Origin of the sequence: Rubrivivax sp. A210, from assembly GCF_904426505.1 — a bacterium.
Taxonomy (GTDB): Bacteria; Pseudomonadota; Gammaproteobacteria; order Burkholderiales; family Burkholderiaceae_C; genus Rubrivivax.
This window is the reverse complement of the sequence record NZ_CAJGBN010000003.1, coordinates 99,313-112,098: the sequence shown is the minus strand read 5'-3', so window position 1 is coordinate 112,098 and position 12,786 is coordinate 99,313. Positions and strand designations below refer to the sequence as shown.

The following is a 12,786-nucleotide window of genomic DNA, read 5'->3' as shown; positions in this document are numbered from 1 at the left end:
ATGAACCAGGTGACAGAACCGGCATCCTTCCGGCTCGAATCGATAACGTCCGACGACATCGCCGCCGCCCGTGCCCAGGCCCGCAGCAGCGGCGCACGCATGGTCGACGTGCTCGAAGCCACGCTGGGCCTGGCGCCGGCCGAGTTCATGCGCCGCCTCGCGGCCGCGGTGCGTGTCGAGCCGCTGAGCATGGACGATCTGCACCGGCTTGAGCCGGCCTTCGACCTGCTGCCCTTCTCCGAAGCCAGCCAGCGCCAGTGCCTGGCACTGCGCGAGGGCGAAGCCGGCCTGCTGCTGGTGGCCGGCGACCCCTTCGACAGCGGCCTGCGCGCCTGGGCCGAAGAGCGCATCGCGCAGGACTTCGCCTTCCGCATCGCCCACCCCGCCGACCTGCGCGCCTACCTGTCGCGCTACGAGGAGTCGATGCGCGCGATGGACTCGGTGCTCGGCGGCGAACTCGCCGGCGGCGACGCGCGCTCCGAGGCGGTCGAGTCGCTGTCGATCACCTCGATCAGCGAGGACGACAGCCCGGTGGTCAAGCTCGTCAGCTCGACCATCTACGACGCGCTCAAGTCGCAGGCCAGCGACATCCACTTCGAGACCGGCAGCAACGGCCTGACCATCAAGTACCGCCTCGACGGCGTGCTCATCATGGTGGGCAACCTGCCCGGGCTCGACCTCGCCGAGCAGGCGCTGTCGCGCATCAAGGTGCTGGCCGAGCTCGACATCGCCGAACGCCGCGTGCCACAGGACGGCCGCTTCAAGGTCTCGGTCAAGGGCCGCGCGATCGACTTCCGCGTCTCGGTGATGCCCAGCATCCACGGCGAGGACGCGGTGCTGCGCATCCTGGACAAGCAGGCGCTGACGGATGAGCTGGCCGGCCTGCGCCTGGACACGCTGGGCTTCGACGCCGCCAGCATCGAACGCATGCGCCGCCTGGCCACCGAGCCCTACGGCATGCTGCTGGTCACCGGGCCCACCGGCAGCGGCAAGTCGACCACGCTGTACGCGGTGCTCACCGAGATCAACAGCGGCCAGGAAAAGATCATCACCATCGAAGACCCGGTCGAGTACCAGCTGAACGGCGTGCTGCAGATCCCGGTCAACGAGAAGAAGGGCCTGACGTTCTCGCGCGGGCTGCGTTCCATCCTGCGCCATGACCCCGACCGCATCCTGGTGGGCGAGATCCGCGACGGCGAGACGGCGCAGATCGCGGTGCAGGCCGCGCTCACCGGCCACCTGGTCTACACCACGGTACACGCCAACAACGCCTTCGACGTCATCGGCCGCTTCCGCCACATGGGTGTGGACCCCTACACCTTCGTCTCGGCGATGAACGGCATCGTCGCCCAGCGCCTGGTGCGCCAGGTGTGCAGCGATTGCGCCGTCGAGTACAAGCCCGACAAGGAATTGCTGGCCGCCTCGCGCCTGACGCACCAGGCGGCGCGCAACTACAAATTCCGCATGGGGCGCGGCTGCGGCCGCTGCCGCGGCACCGGCTACCGCGGCCGCCACGCCATTGCCGAGATCCTGTCGCTCAACGACGAGTTCCGCGAGCTGGTGGTGCGCGGCGAGCCGGTGCGCCTGCTGCGCGAGGCCGCGGCGCGCAACGGCACCCAGTTCCTGCGCCAGGCCGCCCTCGAGGCCGTCAAGCGCGGCGACACCACGCTGCAGGAGATCAACCGTGTCACGCTGGTGGGGTGAGCGCCTGCGCATCGGGCTGGCACCTGACCGCGTCGAGCTGGCCCTGCGCAAGGGCCTGGGCCGTGCGCCCGAGCTGCAGGCCATCGAGTGCGCACGCGACCCCGGCCAGCCGCCCTGGCAGGCCGCGCTGGCGGCGCTCGAAGACACGCTCACCGGCCTCGCCCTGCGGGGTGGCGTCGCCGTCGTGCTCTCCAACCACCTGGTGCGTTACCAGGTGCTGGCGTGGCAGGCCGAGATCAACGGCGCCCGCGAACTCGAGCAACTGGCCCGACTGCAATTCGAGCGCGTGTTCGGCGAAGCCGCGGCGGGCTGGACGGTGCGCTGCAGCGTCGGCGGCTGGGGCCAGGCCAGCCTGGCCTGCGCCGTCGACACCGCGCTGGTCGAGGCGCTCACGGCCTTGCTGGCGCGCCGGGGCCTGCGCCTGACCTCGCTGCAGCCGCTGCTGATGGCGGCCTACAACGGCCACCGCCGCGCCCTGCCCAGGAATGCCGCGTTGGCCATCGTCGAGCCGGGCCGGCTCTGCCTGGGCCTGCTGCGCAATGCGCACTGGGTCGAGGTGATTTCGCGCCGCCTGCAGGGCGATGCTGCCGCGGCGGCCGAGCAGGAACTGGCCGCGCTCGCGCCCGAGGCCGAACCCGCGCGTTTCGATGTGCTGCGAATAGGCGCGGCCCAGTGGCCGGAAGGCGGCAGCCGGCCGTCGCAACTGCTGGGCCCGGCCGATGCCACCCCGCTGGCCCTGTGCGGAGCCACCTGATGGCCGCGCTCGACCTCGAACTCGCACCGCGGCGGCCGTCCTGGCCGCGCTGGCTGGCGCTGGCCGTGGGCGTCGCGCTGGCGCTGGATGCCGGCCTGCACTACCTCGAGCTGCGCGACGGCGTCAAAGAGATCGAAGAGCGCCAATCCACGCGCGCCGAGCGCAAGCCGGCCGAGGAGGTGGTGCCCGAACAGACCCGGCGCGAACTGGATTCCGCGCGCCGCGTGCTGCAGGAACTGGCCCTGCCCTGGGAGGCGCTCTTCGCGTCCATCGAGGGCGCCGTCAACCGCGACGTCGGCCTGCTGTCCATCGAGCCCGACGCCGGCCGCCGTGCGGTGCAGATCGTCGGCGAGGCGCGCGACTATGCCGCCATCCTGCGCCTGATGGAGCGGCTGGAAAAGGGCCGCGCCCTGGCCCGCGTCCACCTGCTCAGCCATGAGCTGCGCCAGGATGTGGCCGAGCGGCCCTTTGTCTTCACGCTGGCCGCGACCTGGAAGACCGAGGAGCCATGAACAAGGCCCTGTGGCTGCTGCGCCACCATGGCGCCACGCTGGCGCTGTGGGGTGGCGTCGCGCTGGCCTTGCTGGCCCTGGTCGCCAATGCCCTGGTGATGCAGCCGCTGCAAGAGCAGCTGGCGGCGCTGGCCGAGGTGCAGGCGCGCAGCGGCGGCACCGAGCGCGCGGCCGACGCGGCAGCGCGCGCCGGCACGCCGGCCCAGCAGCTGGCCGACTTCTATGCGCATTTCGACAAGGCACCCAAGCTCACCGTCCTGCTCGGCCGCCTCAACGCGGTGGCCAAGGCCAGCGGACTCGAGCTGGCCAGTGCCGAGTACCGGCTCAGCAGCAGCCCCGACCAGCGCCTGCAGCGCTACCAGATCGTGATTCCGGTCACCGGCAGCTACCGCACCATCCGCGTCTTCGTCGCCCGGGCCCTGCGTGAACTTCCCACGATGTCGCTCGACCTCGTCCAGCTGCAGCGCAAATCCATAGCCGACACTGATGTCGAGGCGCAGATCAGCTTCACCTTGCACCTGCCGCGATGAACGCCGCCCGCTCCCGCCCGCTGATTGCCGCCGCCCTCGGACTGCCGCTGCTGGCCGCCGGCGCGCTGCTCGGCCCGGCGCTGGCACAGGCCCGCGATGCCAAGGCGGCACCGGCCAGCCTGGACACCGGCGTGCTCGCCGGGCGCAGCGCTGCCTCGGCACCGGCGGGCGATGCCTTTGCGGTGCGCAACTGGGCGCCACCGCCCAAGCCGGCGCCGCCGCCCCCGCCGGCACCACCGCCGCCACCGCCGCCGCCACCGCAGGCGCCGCCCCTGCCCTTCAAGTACCTGGGCCGGCTGGAAGAATCGCCCGAGCGCACCACCGTCTATCTCTCCGTCGGCGAGCGCCTGCTGGCCGTGAGCCCGGGCGACATCATCGACCGCGTCTACCGCATCGACGGCTACGAAGCCGGCCAGTTGCACTTCACCTATCTGCCCCTGCAGATCCGCCAGACCATGCCGATCGGGGCCATGCCATGAACCACGTCCTACCCCGCTGGGCTGCCGGCGCGGCCCTCCTGCTGCTGGTGGCCTGCACCACGGTGCAGACCGACAGCCTGGCACTGATCGACCAGGGCCAGTACCGCGAGGGCCTGGCGCGCCTCGAGCAGGCCATGAAGCAGCGCCCGGGCGACCAGGAACTGCGCATCACCTATTTCCGCGCCCGCGACCGCGCCGTCAATCTGCTGCTGGTCCAGGCCATGTCCGAGGCTGGCGCCGGGCGTGCCGAACCCGCAGCGGCGTTCTACCGCCAGGCGCTGCAGATCGACCCCAGCCATGCGCGCGCCAACGCCGGCCTGAGCGCGCTGGAAAGCGCGCGTCGCCACCAGCAACTGGCCGAGAACGCCAAGGCGCGGCTGGCCAGCGGCGACGCCGCCGGTGCCGACCTGATGGTCAAGGCCATCCTGAGCGAAAGCCCCGGCCACCCGCAGGCGCGCGAGCTCGACCGCGAGCTGCGCGAGGCCGAGCGTCAGAAGGCGGTCACCGTGCCAGCGCTCAAGTCCAAGCTGCAGACGCCGGTGAACCTCGAGTTCCGCGACGCGCCGCTGCGCCTGGTGATGGAAGCGCTGCAAAAGTCGGCCGGCATCAACTTCATGCTCGACCGCGATATCCGGCCCGACACCAAGACGACCATCTTCGTCAAGAACGTGCGCGTCGAGGATGCCATCGACCTGATCCTGCAGAACAACCAGCTCGAGAAGAAGGTGCTCACCGAGAACACCATCCTCATCTACCCGGCCACGCAGCAGAAGCTGCGCGAACACCAGGAGCTGGTGATGCGCACCTTCCAGATCGGCAACGCCGATCCCAAGCAGACGGTGAACATGCTGCGCACCATGCTCAAGACCAAGGACATCTTCGTCGACGAGCGCGTCAACATGATCGTCATGCGCGACACGCCCGACGTGATCCGCGCCGCCGAACGCCTGATCGCCGCCCAGGACATGGCCGATGGCGAGGTCGTGCTCGAGCTCGAGATCCTCGAAGTGTCGCGCTCGCGCGTCCGCGAGCTCGGCATCACCTACCCGAACGAGTTCGGCGGCGGCCTGATCGGTTTCGGCAACCGCATCACCAACGCGCTCGAACTCAGCCCCGGCGTCAAGCTCAAGCTGCTGGCCACCGACGGCGAGACCAAGACCCTGGCCAACCCGCGCGTGCGCGTGCGCAACCGCGACAAGGCGCGCATCCACATCGGCGACCGCGTGCCGGTGATCTCCAGCACCATCGTGGGCACCACCACCAGCGCCGGCCAGGCCGGCAGCGCCCCGGTGACGACCGAGCAGATCCAGTACATCGACGTCGGCATCAAGATCGAGGCCGAACCCACCCTCTACCCCGACGACACGGTGGCGGTGAAGATCAACCTCGATGTCTCCTCGCTCGGCACCAAGACCACCACCAATGCCGGCAGCGTGGCCTACGAGGTCGGCACGCGCAACGCCACCACCGTGCTGCGCCTGAAGGATGGCGAGACGCAGGCGCTGATGGGCCTGATCCGCGACGAGGACGTGCTGTCGCGCTCGGGCATTCCGCTGGTCGGCGAGTTGCCGCTGCTGGACATGATCTTCGGCTCGCGCACGACCGAGAAGCGCAGCCGCGAGCTGGTGCTGCTGATCACGCCGCAGCTGGTGCGCGGCATCAGGCCACCCGACGCGACGCTGGCCGAGTTCTGGTCAGGCACCGAGGGCGCCGTGCGCCTGCGCGCACCGGTGGTGCAGCAACTGCCCGAGCCGGGCAAGAAGCCGGCAGGCGCGGCCGGCCCCGACGCGGCCGCCGCGCCCGCCACCCTGTCCACCGAGGCGCCGGCGGCGCTGGCTGCGGTGCAGCCGCTGGCGCTGTCGTGGTCGGCACCGCCCAAGGTCAAGGCCGGGCAGGAATTCATGATCGAGCTGCGCGGGCGCAGCGCCGGCGCGCTCAAGAGCGCGGCAGTGCAGCTGCGCTACGACCCGGCCGAGCTCGAGATCCTGGGCGCCGACAAGGCGGGCTATTTCAAGCCCGCCAGCGGCACCACCGTCTACACGCCCAATGTCGACGCCGCCATGGGCATCGTCGGCGCCAGCATTGCCGTCGCCGAGGCCGACGCGGCGCCGGGCGACGGCGGCCTGCTGCAACTGCGCGCCAAGGCCAAGGGCAAGGGCGGCCAGACGCTGTTGCAGATCACCCATGTGATCGCCATCGACCCCGCCAACCGCCGCGTGCCGCTGCAGGGCAGCCTGCCGCTGAGCCTCGTCGTCGAGCCATGAAGCCACGCCGGGCCGCCGCCGGCTTCACGCTGATCGAGCTGCTCATCACCGCCACCATCGTCGCGGTGTTCGCCACCGTGGCGCTGCCGCTGGCCGAGCTGAGCGTCAAGCGCTCGCGCGAGAACGAGCTGCGCGCCGCGCTGCGCGAGATCCGCGGCGCGCTCGACGCCTACAAGCAGGCCCACGACGAAGGGCGCATGCTCAAGAAGGAGGGCGCCACCGGCTATCCGCCCAGCCTGGAGATCCTGGTCACCGGCGTCGAGGATGCGCGCAGCGCCAAGAAGCAGCGCATCAACTTCCTGCGCCGGCTGCCGCGCGACCCCCTGCACGGCGATCCCAAGCTGCCGGCGGCCCAAACCTGGGGCCTGCGCGCCTACGAAAGCCCCTTCGATGCGCCGCGCTCGGGTGCCGATGTCTACGACATCCACTCGCTGGCCAGCGGCGTCGGCCTCAACGGCATCCCCTACGCGCAATGGTGAAGAAGCACCGCGGCTTCACGCTCATCGAGCTGCTGGTGGTGATGGCCATCATCGGCACGCTGATGGCCCTGGTCGTGCCGCGCTACTACGACAGCGTCAAGCGCGCCGAGGAGGCCGCGCTCAAGCAAAACCTCTCGCTCACGCGCGACGCCATCGACAAGTTCTACGCCGACAACGGCCGCTACCCCTCGTCGCTGGACGATCTGGTCACCAAGCGCTACCTGCGCAGCCTGCCGATGGACCCGGTCACCGGCGCCAACGACAGCTGGACGCTCGTGCCCCCGCCCGACCCCGAGCAGGGCAAGGTCTACGACCTGAAGAGCGGCGCGACCGCGATGTCGCGCGAGGGCACGCCCTTCAACACATGGTGAGGCGGCGCCACACCCGGCCAGAGCCCGCTTTCCGGGGGGGGGCGGCTCGCCAGCGGGGCGTGACCTACATCGCCCTGCTGCTGGCCATTGCCATGGTCAGCGGCGTGCTGGCGGCCGTGTCCTCGGTGGTCAGCCAGGCGCAGCGGCGCGAACGCGAGGCGCAACTGCTGTGGGCCGGCGCGCAGATCCAGCTCGGCCTGCAGTCCTATGCGCGCGCCGGCGACGGCAGCCTGCCACGCCGGCTCGAGGATCTGCTCGAAGACCCGCGCACGCCCGACAAGCGTCGCCACCTGCGCCGCATCTACGAAGACCCCATGAACCGCGGTGCCGAGTGGGGCCTGGTGCGCGATGCCAAGGGCGGCATCACGGGCGTCTACAGCCAGTCGACCGCCGCCCCGATCAAGAGCGGCGCCTTTGCGCCCGCCTACCGCAGCTTTGCCGGCAGCCGGCGCTACAGCGACTGGCAGTTTGCCGCCGGCGGCGCCGGACAACGCCCGCCGGAGGCCGGTGCCTCGGCGCCCGCGGGCCGCCTGCCCAAACCACCGCCCGCCGCCAGCGCGGCGGCTCCGCCGGCGCCAACACCGGCGCCCGCGGCACCCGTGGCCCCGCCGGCCGGCCCGCCGCCACCGAACCCCGAGAACGAAGCCCCCGAAGCGCCCCCCGAGGCGCCTGCAGACCCCCCGGAGGCCCCGCCGGAAGAGGCGCCGCTGGAGCCACCGCCGCAGTGAGCCGGCCGGCGCCGCCATAACGGCCCACAATGCCTGCAGGGGTATCTAAAAGAAAGAGAAATGCAGGATTGGGAACATTTACTTACCACATCCTCGGTCGCTTACAAGTGAAACAGCTGCCCTGCGACAACACGCCTCACCCCGACCCCGGGGGGTATGCAGGCGCGAGCATAGCGAGGGCGGCAAAATGGATTTGTCGAGGGCAAGACGTTCAGTCGTAAGGACAGTCGAGATGCTCAGACGCCTGGCGTGCCCAGGGGCGAAAACCCCGGCCGGCACCAAACAACGTCAAACCACGCTTCGGAGAGCACCATGAAAGTTTCGAACAAGATCGCCATCGCCGCCCTGTCGGCCGCCCTCGTTTCCGGCTCGGCCATCGCCGCCCAGGACGACTCCTTCGCCGCCCTGCAAGGCGTCGATTCGACCGAGCTGTCGGCCGTCGAGATGGACGCCGTCACCGGCCAGCTGACCGTGGCAGAACTCACCGCCTTCATCAACAAGATGCCGGCGTCGCCGCTGAAGACCTATCTGCAGCGCCTGATCAGCAACCCCAAGAATGCCAAGCTGGTCAACTTCATCGTGGCCTCGCTCACCAAGATCGGCTTCTGATCCGACTTTCTGCACACAAGAGGGGGCATCCGCGAGGGTGCTCCCTCTTCCTTTTGTAGCGCCATCGCCGGCCGATTACAGTGCAGTGATGGAGAGTTCCCCTTGCTAGCGCAGGCCAGCGCCATGGCCATCGCGGTGCTGGCCCTGCTGTGCAGCACGCCCGCCCAGGGCGCTAGCGCCAGCGTCGAGGCCGGTACCGCGAAATGGCAGCAGCCGCTGCGCTCGGTGCGCGACCAGCGCGATGACGGCCTGGTGCGGCAGGCCTTTGACTACTCCTGCGGCTCGGCCGCCCTGGCCACCCTGCTGACCTTTGCCCTGGACGACCCGGTCGACGAGGCCTGGGTGCTGAAGGCCGTGCTCGAGCCGCTGGCCCAGGACCAGCAGGCCTTGCTGAAGAAGGACGGCCTCTCGCTGCTCGACCTGCAGCGCGTGGCCGAATCGCGTGGCCACCGCGCCCAGGGCTTTCGCATCGGCGTCGATGGCCTGTCGCGCGTCTCGCGGCCACTGATCGTCTTCATCAAGCCGGGCGGCTATCGGCACTTCGCCGTGCTCAAGGGCGTGCGCAATGGCCGCGCCTATCTCGCCGACCCATCGCTGGGCAATGTGCGCATGCCGCTGTACCGCTTTGTCGACATGTGGGCCGACGACAAGGGCCGCGGCATCGTCTTCGCCGTCGAGCGCCGCCAGGGCCCGGCCCCCGATGCCTCGGCGCTGCGCCTGGCCCCCGAGGGCACGCCGCTGGAAGTGCTGAGCGCCCGCCATCTCCTCGAGGTCGGCAGCCCCGGCCGCACCGTCCACTCCATCAGGTAAGCCCGTGTTCGTGCGCACCCAATATTTCTCCCTGTCCGCCCTGCTGCTGGCCGCCACGCTGGCCCTGGCCGCGCCCGCAGCCGGCGCCGGGCCGGCCCCCGATGTGCTGACGCTCGAAGAGACGGCACAGCTGCTGCGCCTGCCAGCGCCAGCGGTGCTGGATCTGGCACGCAGCGGCGGCCTGCCTGGCCGCAGCCTGGCCGGCCAGTGGCGCTTCAGCCGCGCTGCCTTGCTCGACTGGCTCAAGGGCGAGCCGGCGGCGCCGGCCCTGCCCGCGGCAGAACTGGCTGCGCTGGCCGGCCGCGGCGCCGCACCGGCCGCAGCCGCTTCGCCCAGGGCGGTGCCGCTGCTCGTCGCGCAGCAAGGCACGGGCGACACCGCGGCCCGCTCCGACCCCATGGGCCCGGCGCGCCTGGCCACGGCCCGCTGGGGCGTGGTGCTCGAGGTCGTGCCGCAGGCAAGACAGGACCAGTCGCGCCCGATTCCGGCGGTGCTGCAGGCCTTCGAGGTCGTGACCACGGCCACCACGCTCGACGGCCAGCCCGCGCTGCAGGTGGCCGTGGGCTATTTCGCCAGCCGCGAAGATGCCGAGGCGGCGCGGGCGGCGGCGCTGGCGCGCTTTCCCGCGGCGCGCGTGGTCGACTTCGGCGAGCGCAAGGTGGTGGCCGGCGCGGCCACGCCCGCAGGTACGCCCGCGAGTGCGCCCGCCAGCCCCGCTGCCGGCAGGCCCGCCCCGCAGGCCGCAAACCCTGCCAAGGCCGCCGCACCCGCGGCCACCACGACAGCCGCCGCCACCGTCGGCGACAAGCCCACGGCCCCGAGCGCCGACCGCATCGCGCTGCGCGACCAGGTCGTGCTGCTGCCCGGCGGCACCACGACGGTCGACTTCGGCCTCGCCTACGGTCGCGCCGAGCGCAACAACTACCCGGCGCTGCGCGTCGACCAGCGCACCGTGACCGCCACCCTGGCCGCCCGCTACGGCCTGGCCGACGACCTTCAGGTCACGGCACGCCTGCCGGCCATGCATCGCCGCGTCTCGACCCAGGTCGACCCGTCGCTGGGCGCCTCGGCCAGCGACAGCCAAGGCCATGTCGGCGACCTCTCCACCAGCCTGCTGGGGGTGGCAGCGCACGAGCGCATGGGCCGGCCCAATGTGATCTGGAGCGTCGATGCCACGCTGCCCACCGGCCCCGGCGACGCCGGCCTCGGCGGCGGCATCGTCTTCAGCAAGAGCTACGACCCGGTGGTGCTGTTCGGCGGCCTGAGCTATATGCGCGGCCTGCGCGTCGACGCCGCCGATTCAAAGCGCCTGCTGGCGCGCAACAACTTCGGCTTCACGCTGGGCTATGCCTATGCCATCAACGACACCGTGGCGCTGAGCACCGTGCTCGGCGGCAGCTACCGCAACACGGCGGCCAGCGGCGGTGGCATCAAGCCCGCGCACGAGAGCTACCAGCTCCAGCTGGGCATGACCTGGCAACTCGGCAGCGGGCTTTACCTCGAACCCAGTGCCTCCATCGGCCTGGGCGGCGCGGCCCCCGACTTCACGCTCTCGGTCAACCTGCCCTTCAGCTTCTGAGGATCAAGCTTCCATGCTCCGCTACACGCTGCTGGCCCTGTCGCTGACGGCCGCCCTGGCCACCCCGGCCCGGGCCGCGCCCGCCTATGCCGACGTGGCATCCATCTTCAATAGCCGCTGCGTCATCTGCCACAACGGCCCCGCGGCCCCCAACGGCCTGCAGCTGGGCAGCTACGAGGCCATCATGGCCGGCAGCAAGAACGGCCCCGCCGTGGTGGCCGGCGCACCGGCCGGCAGCGAGCTGGTCAAGCGCATCCGCGGCGAGCGCCAGCCGCGCATGCCGCTCACCGGCCCGCCCTGGCTGAGTGATGCCGAGGTCGCGCTCATCGAGGGCTGGATACAGGCCGGCGCACCCAAGGGCAACGCGCCCGCGCCGGCGGCCGCCGCTGCCGTGGCGCCGGCTGCCATCAGCGGGCCGGTGAACTACGGCCACGTCGAGCCCATCCTGCTGTCGCGCTGCGTCAAGTGCCACGTCGAGACCGGCGGCAAGATGGGGCCGCCGCCCGAGGGCTATGTGCTGCGCAGCTACGCGCAGACCATCGCCGCCACCGACCGCGCCCGCGTCATCCCCGGCAATCCGGCTGCCAGCGAGCTGCTGCGCCGGGTCAAGGGCCTGGCGCAACCGCGCATGCCTTTCGACGGCCCGCCCTGGCTGGGCGACGACGAGATCAAGCTGCTCGAGCGCTGGATTGCCGACGGCGCACGCGACCGCGACGGCAAGCCGGCGCCGGTGCCGGTGGGCGCGCGTGTGCGCCTGCGCGGCACGCTCACCGCGCCGGGCGAAATCGACGGCGCCCGCTTTGATGCCCGTGGCGCGCGCATCGACAAATCGCCGCGCGTCGGCGGCGCGGCCGAGTTGCGCGCCACCGTGCAGCCCGACGGCAGCCTGCTGGCCGAGCGCCTGCGCGGCCGCTGAAGGGCCCCCGCGCCCTGCACCCGCCGCGGCGGGCGCGCGGGACGCCGAAGCCCTGGTCGTTGCCTAGTCGTTGTTGCCCAGGTTGACCAGGGTCTCGACCTTGGCCGCGGCCTTGAGCCTGGCCACCAGGTCGCGCGCCACCATGGTGCGCTTCTCGGCCAGCAGCTTGGCGCGGATGCCGTCCTTCGCCTCGTCCAGCGGCTGGATCACCGCCGGCACCACCGCACCCGCCTTGATGAGGTGCAGGCCGGACGGCGTGGCCACGACCTCGGACACCTGGCCCGGCGCCAGCGCGAACAGCGCGTCCTCGAAGGCCTTGACCATGCGGCCGCGCGCCACCTCGCCAAGGTCGCCGCCATTGAGCGCCGAGTTGTCGGCCGAATGTGCGCGCGCCAGCTCCGAGAAATCGGCGCCGGCCTGGATGCGGGAGCGCAACTCGTCGATGCGCACGCGCGCCGCGCTGCGCTCCTCGGCCGAGGCCTGCGGGCCCAGCTTGATCAGGATGTGGCTGGCCCTGGCCGCCTCGGGCTTGGTGTAGCGGTGGATGTTCTGCTTGTAGAAGGCCTCGACCTCGTCGTCGCCCACCACCGGCTCCTGCGATGACTTGCGCACCAGGAACTTGGCGCCGGACAAGTCTTGCCGCACGTACTCGGCGTAGTCCTTCTCGTTGAAGCCGGCCTGCTCGAGCTTGCGCGCAAAGGAGTCGCGGCCCTTCATCTGCTCGGCCATCTGGCGCAGCACGGCCTGCACCTCGGCGTCCTCGGCGACGATGCCCTCGGCCTTGGCCGCCTGCCACAGCACCTCGCGCTCGATCAGCTGGTCCAGCGCCTCGCGCTTGAGCTTCTTGTAGACGCGCGGCTGGATCATCGTGGTGATGTTGCGGCGCTGGTTCTTCGCGTACTCCTCGAAATGCCGCTCCAGCCGCAGATTGGTGATTTCGGTGCCGTTGACGCGTGCGGCAACGCCCGGGATGTTCTGGGCCGGGGCCAGGCCGGCCGCCAGGGCCAGGGTCGCGGCCAGCAGGCCCGCACGCAGGCTGACAAGGTTCATG

14 protein-coding genes are annotated in these 12,786 nt (G+C 71.2%); 13 read left to right on the top strand and 1 reads right to left on the bottom strand.

The features are described from left to right. From JMV16_RS04920 to JMV16_RS04860, 13 genes are all read left to right on the top strand, one after another. Nucleotides 1–1,704: a GspE/PulE family protein gene (locus JMV16_RS04920; RefSeq protein ID WP_201493067.1), complete on the top strand. Its 1,704-nt coding sequence runs from the start codon at nucleotides 1–3 to the stop codon at nucleotides 1,702–1,704. Further along, nucleotides 1,685–2,458, top strand: a complete 774-nt coding sequence (locus tag JMV16_RS04915) for a hypothetical protein (protein ID WP_201493066.1) — start codon at nucleotides 1,685–1,687, stop codon at nucleotides 2,456–2,458. The genes JMV16_RS04920 and JMV16_RS04915 overlap by 20 nt, the downstream gene beginning before the upstream one ends. Further along, entirely contained in the window at nucleotides 2,458–2,970 is a 513-nt protein-coding gene (locus JMV16_RS04910; protein ID WP_201493065.1) for a PilN domain-containing protein, read from the top strand. Before JMV16_RS04915 ends, JMV16_RS04910 begins: the two co-directional genes overlap by 1 nt. Beyond that, nucleotides 2,967–3,500 carry a GspMb/PilO family protein gene (locus tag JMV16_RS04905; RefSeq protein ID WP_201493064.1) on the top strand — a complete coding sequence of 178 codons (534 nt, stop codon included), beginning with the start codon at nucleotides 2,967–2,969 and terminating at the stop codon, nucleotides 3,498–3,500. The genes JMV16_RS04910 and JMV16_RS04905 overlap by 4 nt, the downstream gene beginning before the upstream one ends. Further along, nucleotides 3,497–3,979 carry a hypothetical protein gene (locus JMV16_RS04900; protein WP_201493063.1) on the top strand — a complete coding sequence of 161 codons (483 nt, stop codon included), beginning with the start codon at nucleotides 3,497–3,499 and terminating at the stop codon, nucleotides 3,977–3,979. Before JMV16_RS04905 ends, JMV16_RS04900 begins: the two co-directional genes overlap by 4 nt. Continuing rightward, nucleotides 3,976–6,243, top strand: a complete 2,268-nt coding sequence (locus tag JMV16_RS04895) for a secretin N-terminal domain-containing protein (protein ID WP_201493062.1) — start codon at nucleotides 3,976–3,978, stop codon at nucleotides 6,241–6,243. The genes JMV16_RS04900 and JMV16_RS04895 overlap by 4 nt, the downstream gene beginning before the upstream one ends. After that, nucleotides 6,240–6,722, top strand: coding sequence for a type II secretion system protein (locus JMV16_RS04890; protein ID WP_201493061.1), 483 nt, complete (start codon nucleotides 6,240–6,242; stop codon nucleotides 6,720–6,722). Before JMV16_RS04895 ends, JMV16_RS04890 begins: the two co-directional genes overlap by 4 nt. Then, on the top strand, nucleotides 6,716–7,093 hold the full coding sequence (locus tag JMV16_RS04885) for a type II secretion system protein (protein ID WP_201493060.1): 378 nt from the start codon (nucleotides 6,716–6,718) through the stop codon (nucleotides 7,091–7,093). Before JMV16_RS04890 ends, JMV16_RS04885 begins: the two co-directional genes overlap by 7 nt. Before the next feature lie 59 nt (nucleotides 7,094–7,152). Further along, nucleotides 7,153–7,821 carry a type II secretion system protein gene (locus JMV16_RS04880; RefSeq protein ID WP_201493059.1) on the top strand — a complete coding sequence of 223 codons (669 nt, stop codon included), beginning with the start codon at nucleotides 7,153–7,155 and terminating at the stop codon, nucleotides 7,819–7,821. A gap of 312 nt (nucleotides 7,822–8,133) precedes the next feature. Beyond that, nucleotides 8,134–8,430 (top strand): hypothetical protein, encoded by a 297-nt coding sequence (locus JMV16_RS04875; RefSeq protein ID WP_201493058.1) that lies wholly within the window; start codon nucleotides 8,134–8,136, stop codon nucleotides 8,428–8,430. Between the two features lie 102 nt (nucleotides 8,431–8,532). Further along, nucleotides 8,533–9,240: a C39 family peptidase gene (locus JMV16_RS04870; protein ID WP_201493057.1), complete on the top strand. Its 708-nt coding sequence runs from the start codon at nucleotides 8,533–8,535 to the stop codon at nucleotides 9,238–9,240. Nucleotides 9,241–9,244: 4 nt separating this feature from the next. Then, nucleotides 9,245–10,819, top strand: a complete 1,575-nt coding sequence (locus JMV16_RS04865; protein WP_201493056.1) for a helix-turn-helix domain-containing protein — start codon at nucleotides 9,245–9,247, stop codon at nucleotides 10,817–10,819. A 13-nt stretch (nucleotides 10,820–10,832) separates the two neighbouring features. Continuing rightward, on the top strand, nucleotides 10,833–11,735 hold the full coding sequence (locus tag JMV16_RS04860; RefSeq protein WP_236580361.1) for a c-type cytochrome domain-containing protein: 903 nt from the start codon (nucleotides 10,833–10,835) through the stop codon (nucleotides 11,733–11,735). A gap of 63 nt (nucleotides 11,736–11,798) precedes the next feature. Here the strand turns inward: JMV16_RS04860 and JMV16_RS04855 are convergent, their stop codons facing one another. Then, nucleotides 11,799–12,785, bottom strand: a complete 987-nt coding sequence (locus JMV16_RS04855; protein ID WP_201493055.1) for a peptidylprolyl isomerase — start codon at nucleotides 12,783–12,785, stop codon at nucleotides 11,799–11,801. Nucleotide 12,786: the final 1 nt, after the last annotated feature.